This window comes from Mesorhizobium sp. M0968 (assembly GCF_040319065.1).
Lineage (GTDB): Bacteria > Pseudomonadota > Alphaproteobacteria > Rhizobiales > Rhizobiaceae > Mesorhizobium.
Genome location: NZ_JAMYNL010000005.1, coordinates 387,933 through 405,449 on the forward strand (window position 1 = coordinate 387,933; position 17,517 = coordinate 405,449).

Here is a 17,517-nt window from a genome sequence, read left to right on the forward strand (position 1 = left end):
TTCGGCCGCTGATCACGCCCGAAGGCGTCGATCTCCGGATAAAGTTGGCCGACGCCGGCACGCGGGCCTCCGCCTTCCTGCTCGACATCGTGTTCATCGCCGTGGCGGCAATCGTGATCACGATCGTCGCGCTGTTCGGGGTGGGAGGCCTTGGCAGCGAGGGATTTCAGCCGCTCTTCGTCGTCTGGATCATCCTGATCTTCTTTCTGCGCAACGCCTACTTCATCGTCTTCGAAGCGGGCCGGCGCGCGGCTACGCCCGGCAAGCGGATCGTCGGCATCCGGGTCGCGTCGCGCAGCGGAGACGGCCTGTCGATCGACCAGGTCATCGCCCGCAACCTGATGCGCGAGATCGAGGTGTTCCTGCCGCTGTCGATCATCGTTGGACGCAGCGGGACCGACCTCGCCGACACGCTGACGACAGTGTTCGGACTGGTGTGGACGCTGCTGTTTGCCTTGTTCCCGCTGTTCAATCGCGACCGCATGCGGATCGGTGATCTGTTGGCGGGGACCTGGGTGGTAGAGGCGCCGAAGCGCGCCTTGCTTGAAGACCTGTCGGCACGGCAGGATCCGGCGGCCGGCGCCTTCCGGTTCAGCCACGCCCAGCTCGATGCCTACGGGATTGCCGAACTCCACAAGCTGGAAGAGGTGCTGCGCCGCGACGACTATTTCGCCCTGCGGACGGTGGCCGAAACGATCGGACGCAAGATCGGCGCGGCACCCCAAGCCCATGACGCACGCGCGTTCCTGACGGCTTACTACGGCGAGCTACGGGCGCATCTCGAACGCAAGCTGCTGCTCGGCAACCGCAGGGCCGACAAGCATGCGCGGTAGCAGTTGCCGAACAGGTGCAGCTAGCGAGAAGCATCGGTGCTGCCCCTCATCCGCCTGCCGGCACCTTCTCCCCGTATAGTGACGGGGAGAAGGGAGATAGACGCAATGTCGACCACTATTCCGCAACGCTGCCAGTTTGCGAAACCATCTGCGATAGCGTCTTTCTCCCCGTCACTATACGGGGAGAAATGCCCGGCAGGGCAATGAGGGGCGGCGCCGACGAACCTGATGAGCCCCTCTCATGAGCCCCGGTTCAAATGCCACCCTCCCCTATCCCACCCACTTCTCATAATCGGACACCAGCAGGTGCAGCGGTGCTGTGTCCTCGTCGATGTCCGCGAAGCGGCCGATTGGTTCGCGGAAGACGTTGTCGGTGAGATCGTCGTTGACGGTCGAAACCTCGCCGATCAGCACGTCCTTGCCCTCGGCCCAGAAGGCGTGCCAGACGCCCGGCAGCAAGGTGACGCTCTGGCCTGGGTCGAGCTTCAGGAGCCCACCCGCAGGTAGTCTGTGGATGGTTCCGTCGACAGGCACCGATACTTCGGCCTTCGGATCGATGCCGCCATCGCGATCATGCATGAACAGCTCCAGCACCAGTTTGCCGCCGCCACGGTTGATGATGTCCTCGGCCTTGATGTTGTGGCGGTGCATCGGCGACAGCTGATCCTTGCGCGAGATCATGATTTTTTCGGCATAAAGCATGCCCATGCCCTTCTTCATGTCCTCGTAGCGGCCGTTGCGAACGGTGAACAGGAACAGGCCGAGCTCGTCGAATTTCTCCTGGCCGTAGTCGGTGATGTCCCAGCCAAGCCGCGACGAGAAGATTGCCGACGAATCCTGCCGGCGCGCCTTCATCTCTTCCGGCGACCAGTAGGCGAAGGGCGGCATGATGTAGCCGAACGAGCGGATGAAGGCGTCGGCGTCGCGGATGATGTCGTTGATGGCGGAGCGTTTCATGATCGTGGTTCCTTCCCGTCGCTTTGCGAGCGCTAGAACGGTTCATCGTTTCACGGAACGCCGAACCGCTCTATCTTTCTTTGGACGCAATTCCGGACGGAAAACCGTTTCACACTTTTCCTGGAATTGCTCAAACCGCATAGCCGAACGCGCATCCGGTGTCGATGCAAACTGCTGTCGCTGGCCCCATGACATGCGGTCCGATCAGGGCCATAAGGTCAACCAATTTTCCGATGGTGAGACCATGCGCAGCATAGACGACCTCGATACGCCGGCGATCCTGATCGATGCCGGCCGCGCCGAAGCCAACATAGCGCGGGCGCAGGCCCATGCCGACCGGCACGGGCTGAAGCTCAGGCCGCACATCAAGACCCACAAGCTGCCCTACTGGGCAAAGAAGCAGATCGCGGCGGGCGCCGTCGGCATCACCTGCCAGAAGATCGGCGAGGCCGAGGTCATGGCCGACGCCGGGCTGACCGACATCTTTCTGCCCTACAATATCGTCGGGCGGGCCAAGCTGGAGCGCCTCAAGGCGCTGCACGGCCGCGTAACCCTGTCGGTGACAACGGACAGCATGGACACGCTGATGGGGCTTGCCGCCACCTTTAGCGATCCCGGCCACCGCCTGCCGGTGCTGGTCGAATGCGACACCGGCATGGGCCGCTGCGGTGTGCAGTCGGCCGGCGAGGCAGTCGCGCTTGCGAGCGAAATCGACAAGGTCCGGGGGCTCGTCTTCGGCGGCTTGATGACCTACCCGGGGGCTGGCCGCGCCGCCGAGACCGAGGCGTGGCTGGCCGAAGCGCGGCAAGCACTTGCCGCAGTCGGCCTTGCTTGCGAGCGCATCTCCAGCGGCGGCACACCCGATATGTGGCGTTCCGGCGAACATAGCGTCGTTACCGAATACCGGCCCGGCACCTACATCTATCTCGACCGCTACCAGGTCGCCAAAGGCGTCGGCAGCCTCGACGATTGCGCACTGACGGTGCTGTCGACGGTGGTCAGCCACCCAACGCCGACACGCGCCATCCTCGACGCCGGCAGCAAGGCCCTGTCCAGCGATACGCTGGGGCTCGCCGATTTCGGCGAGCTGCTGGGCATTTCAGGCGCAAGGGTGACAAGCCTCAGCGAAGAGCACGGCAACGTCACGCTGTCAGGCGGCGCCGAGCTTCGCATCGGCGAGCGCGTGCGCGTCGTGCCCGACCATTGCTGCGTCGTCACCAACCTGTTCGACGAGGTGCATCTGATCGAAGGGGACAAGGTACTGGAAACGCTCCCGGTCAAGGCGCGCGGGCGGGTGGGATGAGTCCAGCTGGAGCGCGTGCGCTTCAGGTACAAAATCCTTCAAACGCTGGAGGGACAGCACCCCCCTCTGGCCTGCCGGCCATCTCCCCCTCAAGGGGGGAGATCGGTAGCTTCGCCTCTCTTTCAATCTCCCCTTGAGGGGGAGATGTCCGGCAGGACAGAGGGGGGCGCGAAGGAACTCGACGGCGGTCAGTTAGCCTGCCTTGCTGCGACGCGGCGCATCGAAATGACTCGGCGGCGGAGGATTTCCGTGCGCATCGCCGCTAGGTGCAGCGCGAAGAAAAGCACGGTGAAGCCGAGTGCCATCACCAGCAATGGCCACAACAGGCTTGGGTCGATGGTCGGGCCGCCGAGCCGGAACACCGACGCCGGCTGATGCAGCGTGTTCCACCAGTCGACCGAAAATTTGATGATCGGAATGTTGATGAAGCCGACCAGGGTGATGATGGCGGCGGCCCACGCGGCGCGCCCGGCATCGTCGAGCGCGCGGGTCAGCGCGATGATGCCGAGATACATCAGGAACAGGATGAAGACCGAGGTCAACCGCGCGTCCCATACCCACCAGGTGCCCCACATCGGCTTGCCCCAGATCGAACCGGTGATCAGTGCAAGGGCGGTGAAGACGGCGCCGATAGGTGCGGCCGATTTCAGCGCCACGTCGGCCAACGGATGGCGCCAGACCAGCGTGCCCAGTGCCGAGACCGCCATCAGCGTGTAGCACATCATGGCGAGCCAGGCGAAAGGCACGTGGATATACATGATGCGAACGGTGATGCCTTGCTGGAAGTCCTCGGGCGCCGTGAAGCTCATGTAGAGGCCGACACCGAGGACGATGGCGGCAACGCTCGCCAGCCACGGCACGACCTTGTCGGCCAGCCCGACGAACCGCGTCGGGTTGGCAAGGTCCATCCAGCCGGAGAGGCGTGAAGTCGTGTCGCTCATGCCGCCTTACATAGACCGCCGGCGGAGTTGCGGCAACCGCAGCGGCGAGGTCGGGGGCAGTTCCTCTTTCCTTCTCCCCTTGTGGGAGAAGGTGGCCGAGCGAAGCTCGGTCGGATGAGGGGTGCTGGACAGAATGGGGCGCTGGAATTCTGGCGCGTGGAGTTTCTTCCAACACCCCTCATCCGGCTCGGCGCTGCGCGCCGATCCACCTTCTCCCACAAGGGGAGAAGGGAAGCGCTCAAGCGGCTTCGTTCACCGGACGGCTGAGGCGGCGGACCTCCTCGTCGTTGAGCAGGCCGCCGGCGCGCAGCAGGCTGGCGAAGCGACCGTTGCGCAGCGACAGTTCGGTGAACCCGCCCATCTCGACCACCCGGCCCTTGTCCATGAACACGACCAGATCGGCGTCGCGAACGGTGGTCAGGCGGTGGGCGATGATGAAGGTGGTGCGGCCGCGCCGCAATTCGTCGATGGCGTCCTTGACGCGGTCTTCCGTCTCGACGTCGAGCGCGCTGGTCGCCTCGTCGAGAACCAGGATGGGTGCGTCCTTCAGCACGGCGCGGGCGATCGCGATGCGCTGGCGCTCGCCACCGGACAGCTGTCCGCCGCGTTCGCCGACGACCGTGTCGTAGCCCTCGCTCTTTGACAGGATGAAATCCTGCGCGGCGGCGGCATTGGCCGCGGCATGGACCTCGTCATAGGTCGCCTCCGCGCGGCCGACGCGGATGTTGTCCTCGATCGAGCGGTTGAGCAGGCCGGCATCCTGGAAGACGGTGGCGATCGAATGGCGCAGCGACTTGCGGGTCACCGTGCGGGTGTCGATGCCGTCGATCAGGATACGGCCGCCGGACGGGGTGAAGACGCGCTGCAGAAGGTTGATGAGCGTCGTCTTGCCGGCGCCCGTCGGGCCGACGATGGCGACGGTCTGGCCGGCCTGGACCTCGAACGACGCGTCGTCGACGCCCTGCCCGGAATTGCCGAACTCGAAGCAGACATTCTCGAAACGCACATGACCCGTGACGTTGACGAGATCGCGCAGCCCATCGGGCTCGGCGGCGTCGGATGCAGAGTCCTCGAGATGATAGAATTCCTCGAGCTTGGCGCGCGCCTCGGAAATCTGGTTGGCGAAGGCCGACATCTGGTCGAGCCGGGCAATCAGCAGCGTGGCAAAGCCGGTAAAGGCGATGACGTCGCCGATGCGCAACTGGCCGTGCGTCACCAGATAGGCGCCGATCAAGAGCACCACCATCATCGAAATCGTCGACGACAGGCGGTGCAGCGCGTTGGCCATCGCCCACCAGTCGAGCACCGGATTCTGTGCGTCGAGCAGGTTCTTGACGTAGCACTTCAGCGCCTCGGTCTCATGGCCGATGCGGTTGTAGCTCTGCAGGACGGCGACGTTGCTGACCGAGTCGGTCACATGCGCAAATACCTTGTGGTAGTGCCGCTCCACGGCCGCCTGGCCTTCCTTGGTGCGCCGCATCACCAGCCGTCCGATGCCGACATAGAGCGCGCCAAGCGCCAGCAGCACCATCGACATGCGGATATCCATGCTGAGCGCGGTGGGCACCAGCAGGACCAACGCAACCGCCGTCGACAGATGCTGCCGCATGAATTCCAGCCAGAGGCTGAACAAGGTCTCGACCGCGCGCAGGAGCGTGTGCAGGGAATTGGAGGTGCCGCGCTGATGATGCCAGGCAAGCGGCATGGTGATCACGCGCTCGAACGACTGGCAAAGAACCTCGCTGCGCCGCTGGTGGGCAAAGCGGTCGGCGCCGCGCGCCACCAGCACGAAGGCGATGATGTTGAACGCGCCGAGACCGGCCCACATTGCGAGCGTCGCGAATACCGAGCCGCGGTCCGAAATGGCATCGATCACCCGGCCGAACATGATCGGCTCGAGAATGGCGATAATGGCAAGCGCGACATTCGCCCCGCAGATAAACGCAACGCGTTTCCTGTCGGCAGCGAGATAACCAAGGGCTCGCCAGTAGATTTGCAGAAGTGACACTTCAGCTACTCCGCCAATTATTTATGGTGCAGTGCGTCATTTTTTGACTCGTATCGGTTGACGCGTCGCAAAACAATGCTCGTCTAGCTCTTCCGTTCCCATTCCGCGAACAAAAGATGACGACGCTTCGAAATTTGCCGTGATCGTCTAACAGTTTGAGATAAAAGGTGAAATGTCAGCGTTGCGGCAAAATCATGGCAGCCGGAAAGCACTGCCACAATTTTAATCAGCAAGACCCTGGGCACGACGTCTAAAGTCGTGTGCAGGCATTCAGCAAGGTCAAACGCAAATATAACCGGTAGAGGCACTTGGAGCGCCCGTGCGTGCCCTGGGAACGCTAAGCGACGCTCCAAGCCCTTGAATCTAGGCCGGTATTCTGACGACCACCTCGGCACTATCTCCGGCTTTTGGCTCGAAGGACGAAGATTTGGTCTTCGTGCCATTCACTTCAAGTGAGATGGCCCGGGCCTTTTTGTCGCGGACGACGCGTACCTTGATCTCGGCGCCCAGCATCTTCAGAGTTGCCGAATAGCCGTCCCAATGGCTGGGAAGTCTCGGCGTGAACTGGAGGCGCTGTCCGCGGCGCTCTATGCCGAGAATGTTCTCGACCGCGGCGCGATAAAGCCAGCCCGCCGACCCGGTATACCAGGTCCAGCCGCCGCGGCCGCCCTTGTCTTGCCCGGAATAAACATCGGCCGCGACGACATAAGGTTCCACGCGGTAGCGCTCCGCCGCGGCTTCATCGAGAGCATGGTAGACCGGATTGAGCATTGAAAGGCAGCGGTAGGCATCGTCGGTGCGACCCATCTCGGCCAGCGCAATGACGAACCATGTCGCCGCGTGCGTGTATTGGCCGCCGTTTTCACGGACCCCCGGCGGATAGCTCTTGATGTAGCCCGGGTCCTTTTCCGTCTTCGAGAAGGGCGGGGTGAACAGTTTGACGATGTTGAGGTCGTCGTCGACGAGCGCTTTCATCGCCTGCGCCATTGCCGTGGTCGACCGCGCAGGGTCGCCCTCGCCCGAAAGCACGCTCCAGGACTGGGCGATCGAATCGATCTTGCACTCGTCCGACTTGCGCGAGCCGAGCGGCGTGCCGTCGTCGAAGCTGCCGCGCCGATACCACTCGCCATCCCAGGCGGTGCTTTCCAGCGCCCGCTTCAGCACCTCGGCGTGCTTCGTCCAGGCCTGCACGCGCTTGGCATCGCGCTCCGCCTTGGCGACAGCGGCAAAGTCGCCCAGCGTCTTCAGCAGGAACCAGCCCAGCCACACGCTCTCGCCCTTGCCGTGCTCGCCGACGCGGTTCATGCCGTCGTTCCAGTCGCCGCCGAGGATCAGCGGCAGCCCGGCTGGGCTGCTGCGCTTGACGGCAAGATCGAGCGCCCGCGCGCAATGGTCGTAGAGCGAGGCTGTCTTCTTCGAGATTTCCGGGATGAAGAAAGCATCGTGCTCGCCTTCGCCCAGCGCCTGCCCTTCGATGAAGGGCAGTTGCTCCTTCAGGATCGCGGTGTCGCCGGTCACCAGCAGGTAGCGGGCCGTGGCGTGGGCCAGCCAGACCACGTCGTCCGAGATCATGGTGCGGACGCCGGCCTCGGTGCGCGGCAGCCACCAATGCTGCACGTCGCCTTCGGGGAATTGCCGCCGCGCCGCATTGAGGATCTGATCACGCGCCAGCTTGGGGTCATGCGCCAGCAAGGCCAAGGTATCCTGCAGCTGATCGCGGAAGCCGAAGGCACCGCTCGCCTGATAGAACGCAGAGCGGGCACGGATGCGGCAGGCCAGGCTCTGATAGGGCAGCCAGTGATTGACCATAGCGTCGAGTGCCTTGTCCGGCGTCTCGACCTGGATGGTGTCGAGAAAGCCGCGCCATGTGCGCTCGTTGTCGGCCAGCCGCTGATCGAAATCCCTTGAGCGATGGGTCTGCACCAGCGCGCTGGCCGCCTCGGGCGAGGCCGCGTCGCCGAGCAGCCAGAGCAGCGTGACGTCGCCGCCGGCAGCGATGTCGATGTCGCGTGCGATGGCCGCGCAGGGATCGTCGCCGGCCTCGACACGGCCGGACAGGCCGGCGCCGCTCAGCACGGCATGCGGAAACTCGCTCGTGCCTTGCCTGCCGATGAACTCGCCGCGATCGGCGGTGACCGAATGCACAGCACCGTCGGCGGCCAGAAAGGCGATCCGCTCGCCGAAATCGAGCCCATAGGGATTTTGCGCCAGCAATGCGCCGGTTGCGGCATCCCTCGACGGAACGATGCTTGCAGCGGTGCGCGAGCGATGGCCGCCAAGAACCCATTCCGCATAGACGTAGACGCGCAGCCGCATCGGCACCGAACCCGAATTCTGGATGCGCAGCCGCGATATCTTCACCGGATCGACGGGATCGACGACATGGGTCAGGTCCATCGACAGCGGCCCGCGTTTTGAGCGGAGCGTCGAAAAACCCTGCCCGTGCCAGGTTTCGTAGGTCATTGTCGGATCACGCACCACGGCAGCCATTGGCGAGAACGCCCTGCCACTGGCGTGATCGTAGATGTAGATGCCCTCGCCCGGCCGGTTAGTGACCGGATCGTTCGACCATGGCGTCAACTGATAGTCGCGGCTGTTGCGGCTCCAGGTGAAGGCAGCGCCTTCAGCCGAAATATGGAACCCGAACGATGGGTTGGAGATGACGTTGATCCACGGCTGCGGCGTCGTGCGCCGGCCGGCAAGACGCACGACGTAGTGGCGTCCGTCGCCGTCGAAGCCGCCGAAACCGTTCCATTGGTCGAGCCCGCTGCCGTCGACGCGGCCCTCGATCAGTGCCTGAGCGGCCGATGCTTGCGACGTCGGCACCGGCAAGGACGGCTCGCGAAGCGCTGCAAGGTCTGCCGGCTGGAGGGCGGCGTCCCGCGCCTGCAATGCCGCGGCCTCGGCGCGCTCGATCTGGTCGAAGATGGTGCCGTTGCGCGTATGCAGCACCACCCGAGCGACGGCGAGCAAGGTCCGGTAGGTCGTTTCCTCCATCAGATCGCGGCGCACCGCGAAGATGTGCTGGCGGGGTCCGAGTTCCTTGCCGCGCAACCGGCTGTTTTCGCACAGCGTCTCCACCGCGCGCTGCAGGTCCTGCACGTAGGATGACGCCTGCTCGTTGACGACGACAAAGTCGATCATCATGCCGCGGGCGCGCATGTATTCCTGGAAGCGAAGCGCCTGGGCGACGATCTCCAGATCGGCGACATCGGCGATCCTGACCAGGAAAATCGGAAAATCGCCGGATATGCTGGTCGGCCACAGGCTGGACTGCCTGCCGAGCCCGGAGACGATGGATTCGCCCGGAAGGCGCAGGAACGGATCGGGATAGATCAGATAGCGCGCCAGCTTCTGCACATTGGCGGCGTCGGACAGGCTGAGGCCAAGGTGCCGGGTCTGCACTTGCGAGCGCGTCCAGGCGAGCATCGCCTGGCGGGCGAAGCTTTCGGGATGGTCGAGCCGTGCGATGGCGGCATCCAATTCGGCGCGATGGGTACCGACGACGGTCCAGAACGTCAGCGAAATCTTCTTGTTGGCCGGCACGCGCACCTGCCGGCGAAGCGATGCGATCGGGTCCAGGGTGAAGCCGGAATGGCCGCCAAGCTTGGCGCCTGGATCAAAGGCCGCCGCTTCGGTGATGGTGCGGCCGCGGCCGATGAAGGCGCGCCTGTCGGTTTCCGCCTCGGCGTCTCGCGCCGATCCAGACGGGTCGGTGACGAAATGCACCATGGTGACGTCGGGTTCGTCCTTTTCGCGCTTGCGCCTGGTGGCGAAGATCGCGCCGTTGTTCGGCGCGATCTCGGTTTCCACGAACATCTTCGAAAAAGCCGGATGGGCATTATCCGAGGGCTCGGAGCCCAGCACCAGTTCGGCAAACGAGGTTACTTCGATATGCCGGTCGGCGGGGCCATCATTGTGGAGTGTCACCCGTCGGCCCTCACCATTGCCTTCCGAGATGACGATGCACTCGACTTCCGAACGCAGCGATCCAATCGATTTGACGAAGCTCGCCTTGTCGTCGGAGAACAGCGTCTGCGCACGCTCGCCGGCGGCGCGCTTCGGCTCGGCGGTGGCCGACCACCAGTCGCCGTTGCTGGCGTCGCGCAGGAAAATATAGGAACCAAGGCGGTCCTCGGTCGGATCCGGCTGCCAGCGCGTGACGGCAAGTTCGCCCCAGCGGCTGTAGCCGGAGCCGGTGGCGGTCACCATGACCGAATAGCGGCCATTGGACATGACACTGGTCGAGCGCAGCGCCTTGAGCGGATCGAGCACGATGCGGGTATCCGGGCTTTCCAGCTCGGTCTCGTCCTTCGAGCGCTCGTCGGCCTCGGTCCTGACGGTCGCAGTCGGGATGTCGCGCGGCGCCCGTTCCTGCAGCAGCAATTCGGCCGACTCGATCACCGGATCGCTGTGGAAGCGGTCGCGCAGGCGCCCTTCGAAGATCGCATCGGCAACTGCGGCAATCGACATGCCGGAGTGGTGGGCCATGTAGTTGAGCACGACGGCGTGGTCGGTGCCCTCGGGGACGCGTTGCGGCGTGAAATCCACGGCGTCATAAAAACCGTGCCGGCCCAGTGCGCCCAGCCGCCTCAGCCTGGCCAGGTTCTGGACGGATTCATGCGGCGTGAACTGCGCTGCCAGCACGGTCGCGTAAGGCGCGATCACCGTGTTTTGGCCAAGGCCGCGCTTCAGGCCGAGCCCGGGCACGCCGAAATTGGTGTACTGGTAGGTCAGTTCACGGTCGCGGGCGTTGTAGGCCGCTTCCGAAATCCCCCAGGGAACGTTCTTCGAACGGCCATACTGGATCTGGCGCTTGATGATGAGCTTGCTGGTCTGGTTGAGAATGCTGCCTTGCGGCTCCTTCATCACCAGTGGCGGCATCAGATATTCGAACATCGAGCCGGACCAGGACATCAGTGCGCCCTGGAAGCCGATCTCGACGATCGGGCGGCCGAGCCGGAACCAGTGCTCGGTCGGCAAATCGCCCTTGGCGATGGCGAACAGGCTGGTCAGCCGCGCCTCGGACGCCAAAAGGTCGTAGCAGCTTTCGTCGAGCTGATGCTCCTCGACCCGGTAACCGATCGACAGGAGCTTGCGCTCGGGCCGCATCAGGAACGAGAAATCCATCTCGAAGGCGAAGCGGCGCGTGCGCTCGCGCAAGGTCAGAAGCTTGGCCCGCAATGCCGCGACCGCGTTTTCGTCGCTGTGCGCGTCGTGCACATGCGCCTCGCAGGTGGCTTCGAGCCTGGCCGCCCAATCGGCGATGGTGTCGCTCTGGGTCGACGCGGCCTCGGTGTGGATGGCTGTCGCGAGCTTGCGTATCTCGCCGGCCAGGACGGCCAGGTTGATGGTACGGATCGACGCCATCTCCGGCTGCGCCTTGATCAATTCGACCGCCCGCCGCATGCCGTCGAGCCGGTCGGCGAGCCGCTGGCGCAAGGGCCGCAATTGACGCCGGTCGTCGGGCAGTTCCTCAAGGCTTTCGTCGAGGATGGTGACGGTGTCGAGGATGCCTTCGAAGTCGCCCTGCACATGCACCGACGGCGCTTCGGCCCATTCGGCGCAGGCAGCGGCCACGGCCACCAGATGGCCGGCGAGATTGCCGCTGTCGACCGCCGAAATGTACAGCGGGTAGAGCGGCTTCAGGGTCGTCGTGTCATACCAGTTGAAGAGATGGCCGCGGTCGCGCGGCATGCTCTCGATGGTCGACATGGTCGCGTCGATGCGGTTGACGGCGTCGGAGAGGCTGATCCAGCCGAAATCGCGTGCCGAAATCACCGACAGCAGGTAGACGCCGATATTGGTCGGCGAGGTGCGGGGCGCCACAACGGGGGCCGGGCTTTCCTGGAAATTGTCCGGCGGCAGATGGTGATGCTCGGCCGTCACGAAGGTCTCGAAATAGTGCCATGTGCGCCGCGCCACGGTGCGCAGCGCGTGGATGTCGGCGGCCGATATGCGCAGGCGGTCCTCGGTTTCGGCCGAACGGCTGATCCAGCAGGCGATGGCGGGCGAGCCGATCCAGAACAAGGCAAAGAAGAAGGCGACGAAGGCGCCGGTGGAATCGGCCAGCACCGGCACGGCGAGGCCGACGACGCCGATGATCACCGCGCCGTACATGATGCTGTAATAGGAGCCGAGATCGTTGTCGCCGCCCTTGTGTGCCTGCGAGGCGGTGCGCCATTCGAGCAGGTTCTGGCGGCTGACGAACAGGCGGTAGAGCGTGCGGATGATCGCGTCGCCCATCATCCAGGCAAGATGCGCCATCAGCACGATCTTCAGCGCCACCAGGGCGGTGCCGAAGGCAACGTCGCGTGCCAGTGCCGAGAAATGGCCGCGCGGCGTCTGATCGCCGCTCTTCGGCAGGATGGCGTTGACGATGTCGAAAGTGGGCGCCATGAACAGCGTAAGGATCAGCAGCGCCTGCCATTGCGCGGCCTGCGTGAAGGGCAGCAGCGTCCAGCCGGCGATCGCGGCCATCACCCAGAAGATCGGCGTCACCGAGCGGCGCAGATTGTCCACCATCTTCCAGCGCGACAGCGCCGGCACGTTTGAGCGTGGGCCAAGGATGAAGCCCAGAAGCTGCCAGTCGCCGCGTGCCCAGCGATGGTGGCGCGACGCGTCGACCGAGTAGCGGGTCGGATAGTCCTCGACCAGTTCGACGTCGGTGACCAAGGCCGAGCGCGCCAGGGCGCCTTCGAGCAGATCATGGCTGAGGATGGTGTTTTCCTCGATGCGACCCTTCAGCGCCGCCTCGAAGGCGTCGACATGGTAAAGACCCTTGCCGGTGAAGGAACCGTCGCCGAAGATGTCCTGGTAGAGGTCCGACACGGCAAAGACGTACGGGTCGAGCCCGCGATTGGCGGAAAAGACACGCTGAAAGAACGACGCCTCGTCGCCACTGGTCAGCGACGCGGTGATGCGCGGCTGCAGGATGGAATAACCTGCCGTAACCTCGCGCCGTGCGACATCGAAATGCGGACGGTTGAGCGGGTGGCAAAGCTTGCCGGCCAGCGCAGCGACGGCGTCGCGGGTGGTGCGGGTGTCGGCGTCCAGCGTCATCACGTGGACGACGCTCTCCGGCAATGGCACTTCCAACGGCAGGAAGGTGGTGTCGCTGTCGCCGCGCAGCAGAAGGTTCAATTCGTGCAGCTTGCCGCGCTTGCGCTCCCAGCCCATCCAGACGCCTTGCGACGCGTTGTAGAGCCGGCGCCGATGCAGCAGATAAAAGCGCGGCGCCCCTTCCGAGGGATAGCGGGCGTTCAGCCTGGCGATTTCGGCGCGGGCGAATTCGAGGATTTCGACATCCGCCGTATCGATCTCGGTCTTGGAGTCCGGCCAGTCGGAAAGCAGCGCGAAATAGACTTCGCCCGCCGTGTTGGCGAGGTGATGCACCTCGATGTTGCGGATGTTCTCCTCGACATCGTCGCGCGAGCCGATCAGCGACGGCACCACCACCAGCGTGCGCGCCTCGGGCGGCACACCGTGCCTGAAATCATAGCCGATGAGACGCGTCGGCTTCAAAAACAGCGAGACGACGGTGTTGAAGAACGCGAGCGCGCCTTCGCTGGCCGGCACCGCGAACAGGGCCAGCATCAGGACGATCGACGGCACCGACAGGCCGAGATTGGCAAGCGCATTGCCGGAAACGACCAGAAGCAGGACCGTCAGCGCAAACACCGGCACGACAATGCCCAGCCATCCGGTCTTGCGGAAGGTCCGGTTGAGCGTCTTGCCGATGGTCGGCCGGTAGCCGATCGACCGCTCGAGCTCCTGCCGGCGCGGGCCGACCAGAAAGAAGCCGACGTCGGTGTGAGCGATCGGACCGGTTTCGGAGCCCGGTGCAGCGGCAGCATGGCCGGCGAGCTCGATCGCCCTTTCGGCAACGCGAAATTCGGAGAGATCGGAACGGCGCGCCAGCTCCTCGATCGCAGTCCGGTACTGGTCGCGGGAAAAGAAATCGAGCGCGGCGAAATCGGTGCGTTCGCGCAGCAAGGTGTCGATGCGACTGACGCCCTCGAACCACACCGTCCAGTCGATGTCGTTGATCAGGCGCAGGCCGCGGATGATGTTGCCGGTGGTCACGTTGCCGCTGGACAGCGTGTGGTGCTCGCTGAGGATGATCTCCTCGGCGTCGGAGCCGGTCCGTTCCAGCTCGCCCTCCAGCCATTCCAGCGCCCTGCCGGCATTTTGCGAGCCGTCACGCAGCCGGTAGAGCAACTGGGTGGCGAAGGTGGTGTCCTGCGCATGGGCGCTGTAGTGGGAAAGTATCGCCTGCCGGTCGGCGCTGTCGTCCGTCGCCAGCACACGGTCGGCGACCTCGTTGGCGATCTGGCGCAGTTCCCGCGTGCGATTGACGCGGACCGCGATCCGGCGAAGGTTCTCGATCAGGACGAAGCGCAGCAGCGACGGCAGCGCCCATAATTCGCCGATCTTCAGCGGCTCGACGGACTGGAAGCCTTCGACGATCGCCTTGAACATGGCCGACGAGACGGAACTGTCGGAATGCGCGACATAGGTCCACGCGACCGCCAGGGCGCGCGGCACGCTGGATCCATCCGACAGTTTCAGCGTCGGCAACTGACGATAGAAGCGGCGCGGCAGGTCGCGCTTGACCTGAAAAATGGTCTCCTCGACCAGGTAGTTGTTATCGAGCAGCCACTGCGCCGCGGGCGTGATCGTTTCGCCCCTCGCCTGGGCAGCGTTCGTGGAACGGTAGACGTCGAGAATTTTCCTGGCGCTGTCGCGGATGCGCGCCTGAAAATCGAAAGGCGTCAGACCGAACAAATCCTTGGCATCGCCATTGGCAAGGGCTGCGCCCAAAGCGCGCAGGCGATCCTCCGGCAGGAAATTGGAGCGTATCGGCTCGTCGGTGACAGCCGGGAAGCTGGCGCTCGTCTTTTCGATCTGTGCGAGATTGGTCTGGATATTCATCTAAGGTTCCGTGTTGGGGACGCAGTGCGGCGTCACCGCCACGGCAATGTCCCTAAAACCGGTCCAAATGCAATTGGTTGCATCGCAACACTTGGCCGAAAGTTTGTTTCCGCACCACGACAAGATGCCGTCTTTCGACAACTTCCAGGCGAGCACTATGAGCATCGTTTCGGCTTCTGATCGGCGGAAGATTCAGGCTTTTTCGTGATGCAGCGACCAGCTTACGCGATATTTGGCCGGCGTCACGATCATGTTTGGAAACAGACGTTAATCGTTGCCGGCAATGCGGTCGATGCGGATCACGAACAGCATGGCCGGCCGGACCGGATCGAGGCGCAGTTCCGGCACTTGCGCCCCGGGCAACAGCGCGTCGAGCGGGCCAAGTTGCATGGGCGCCGCGCCGACCACGCTGAGTTCGCCGTCGACGCACAGGATGAGTGTTTCATCGGCTTCGGCCTGGATCTCCGTCGGAGCCGAAATCAGCAGGCGCTCGACCGTGTGGATCGCCCGGGCGCGGCGGGTCATGACGTTGAGGTCGGTGATCGGACCGGCGATCAGCGTGGCTTGCGTCGGCACGTCGGCCGGAAAGGCAAGCGGTGCGGAAGCCTTGGTGATTTCGACCGGTAGCCGGCCGGCGATGTCGAGGACCATGCCCTCGCCTTCCAGCAGGGCCAAGGTCCGATCGACGCCGGCGAAGCCGGAGAACGGCCCGCTGCTCTCGACGCGCGCCATCGAGACGCGCCAGTCGAAATCGTCGAGCCCGGCACCTGGCGGCGAGACGGCAATCTCCGTCGTCACCCCGCCGCCGTTCTTCCACGGCATCGACCGGTATTCGGCTGCCCGAAGGATGCGCAAGGCGCGGCTCAGCCCAAAATGCCGGGCAGGTTGAGCTGGTTCTCCCGGGCGCACTCGATCGCGATGTCATAGCCAGCATCGGCGTGACGCATGACGCCGGTCGCCGGATCGTTCCACAGAACCCGCTCCAGGCGCTTGGCCGCCTCGGGCGTGCCGTCGGCGACGATGACCATGCCGGCATGCTGCGAAAAGCCCATGCCGACGCCGCCGCCATGGTGCAGCGACACCCAGGTGGCGCCGGACGCGGTGTTGAGCAAGGCATTGAGCAACGGCCAGTCGGAGACGGCATCGGAGCCGTCCTTCATCGCCTCCGTCTCGCGGTTCGGCGAGGCGACCGAGCCGGAATCGAGGTGATCGCGGCCGATGACCACCGGCGCTTTCAGTTCGCCCCTGGCGACCATCTCGTTGAAGGCGAGGCCGAGCCGGTGGCGATCGCCAAGCCCAACCCAGCAGATGCGCGCCGGCAGGCCCTGGAAGGCGATGCGCTCACGCGCCATGTCGAGCCAGTTGTGCAGATGGGTGTTGCCGGGGGTCACCTCGCGCACCTTGGCGTCGGTCTTGTAGATATCCTCGGGATCGCCGGAAAGCGCTGCCCAGCGGAACGGGCCGATGCCGCGGCAAAACAGCGGACGGATGTAAGCCGGCACGAAACCCGGGAAGGCAAAAGCATTCTCGAACCCCTCCTCCTTCGCCACCTGGCGGATGTTGTTGCCGTAGTCGAGCGTCGGCACGCCGGCGTTCCAGAACGCCACCATCGCCTCGACATGCTCGCGCATCGACGCGCGGGCAGCTTTTTCGACGGCCTTCGGGTCGGAGGTGCGTTTCTCGCACCAATCGGCCAGCGACCAGCCCTTGGGCAGATAGCCATTGAGCGGGTCATGCGCCGAGGTCTGATCGGTGACGATGTCGGGGCGCACGCCGCGCCGCACCAGTTCCGGCAGGATGTCGGCGGTGTTGCCGACCAGGCCAACCGATTTCGCTTCACCGGCTTTGGTCCAGCGCTCGATCTTTTCGAGCGCCTCGTCAAGGGTGTCGGCGCGCTCATCGACATAGCGGGTGCGCAACCGGAAATCGATGCGGTCGGGATCGCATTCGACGGCCAGGCAGCAGGCGCCGGCCATGACCGCGGCGAGCGGCTGGGCACCGCCCATGCCGCCGAGGCCGCCGGTCAGGATCCATTTGCCCCTGAGATTGCCGCCATAGTGCTGGCGGCCGGCTTCGACGAAGGTCTCGTAGGTGCCCTGCACGATGCCTTGCGTGCCGATGTAAATCCACGAGCCGGCCGTCATCTGGCCGTACATCATCAGGCCCTTTTTATCGAGCTCGTTGAATTTCTCCCATGTCGCCCAGTGCGGCACGAGATTCGAGTTGGCGATCAGCACGCGCGGGGCGTCAGGATGAGTGCGGAACACGCCGACCGGCTTGCCCGATTGCACCAACAACGTCTCGTCGTCGCCAAGCGTCTTCAGCGAGGCAACGATGCGGTCGAAATCGTTCCAGGTGCGCGCCGCCCGGCCGATGCCGCCATAGACGACCAACTCGTTGGGGTTTTCGGCGACGTCTGGGTCGAGATTGTTCATCAGCATGCGCAACGGCGCTTCCGTCAGCCAGGTGCGGGCGTTGAGCTCGCTGCCGCGCGGGCTGCGCACTTCACGGATGTTGTGGCGAGGATCGGTCATGATTGTC

Annotated in this window: 8 protein-coding genes; 2 read left to right on the forward strand and 6 right to left on the reverse strand. The window is 64.4% G+C overall.

What is annotated here, in order from left to right:
* Positions 1 to 44 precede the first annotated feature (44 nt).
* The gene (locus NKH67_RS12370) at positions 45 to 833 is read left to right on the forward strand and encodes an RDD family protein (protein ID WP_352457151.1); all 789 of its coding nucleotides are present in this window, start codon (positions 45 to 47) and stop codon (positions 831 to 833) included.
* Between the two features lie 270 nt (positions 834 to 1,103).
* On the opposite strand, the gene NKH67_RS12375 is transcribed toward NKH67_RS12370, so the two are convergent.
* Positions 1,104 to 1,790 carry a D-lyxose/D-mannose family sugar isomerase gene (locus NKH67_RS12375; RefSeq protein ID WP_023674428.1) on the reverse strand — a complete coding sequence of 229 codons (687 nt, stop codon included), beginning with the start codon at positions 1,788 to 1,790 and terminating at the stop codon, positions 1,104 to 1,106.
* Between the two features lie 244 nt (positions 1,791 to 2,034).
* Between NKH67_RS12375 and NKH67_RS12380 the strand changes: the two genes are divergently transcribed.
* Positions 2,035 to 3,093 carry a D-TA family PLP-dependent enzyme gene (locus NKH67_RS12380; protein WP_352501471.1) on the forward strand — a complete coding sequence of 353 codons (1,059 nt, stop codon included), beginning with the start codon at positions 2,035 to 2,037 and terminating at the stop codon, positions 3,091 to 3,093.
* A 188-nt stretch (positions 3,094 to 3,281) separates the two neighbouring features.
* Here the strand turns inward: NKH67_RS12380 and NKH67_RS12385 are convergent, their stop codons facing one another.
* From NKH67_RS12385 to hutU, 5 genes are all read right to left on the reverse strand, one after another.
* Positions 3,282 to 4,034: a heme ABC transporter permease gene (locus NKH67_RS12385; RefSeq protein ID WP_352501470.1), complete on the reverse strand. Its 753-nt coding sequence runs from the start codon at positions 4,032 to 4,034 to the stop codon at positions 3,282 to 3,284.
* A 238-nt stretch (positions 4,035 to 4,272) separates the two neighbouring features.
* Positions 4,273 to 6,042: a glucan ABC transporter ATP-binding protein/ permease gene (locus NKH67_RS12390; RefSeq protein ID WP_352501469.1), complete on the reverse strand. Its 1,770-nt coding sequence runs from the start codon at positions 6,040 to 6,042 to the stop codon at positions 4,273 to 4,275.
* Positions 6,043 to 6,405: 363 nt separating this feature from the next.
* Positions 6,406 to 14,976: a glycoside hydrolase family 94 protein gene (locus NKH67_RS12395; RefSeq protein ID WP_353030969.1), complete on the reverse strand. Its 8,571-nt coding sequence runs from the start codon at positions 14,974 to 14,976 to the stop codon at positions 6,406 to 6,408.
* 267 nt (positions 14,977 to 15,243) lie between these two features.
* On the reverse strand, positions 15,244 to 15,831 hold the full coding sequence (locus NKH67_RS12400) for a HutD/Ves family protein (RefSeq protein WP_352501467.1): 588 nt from the start codon (positions 15,829 to 15,831) through the stop codon (positions 15,244 to 15,246).
* An 8-nt stretch (positions 15,832 to 15,839) separates the two neighbouring features.
* Positions 15,840 to 17,510 (reverse strand): urocanate hydratase, encoded by a 1,671-nt coding sequence (gene hutU, locus NKH67_RS12405; protein ID WP_352501466.1) that lies wholly within the window; start codon positions 17,508 to 17,510, stop codon positions 15,840 to 15,842.
* Between the last annotated feature and the right edge of the window lie 7 nt (positions 17,511 to 17,517).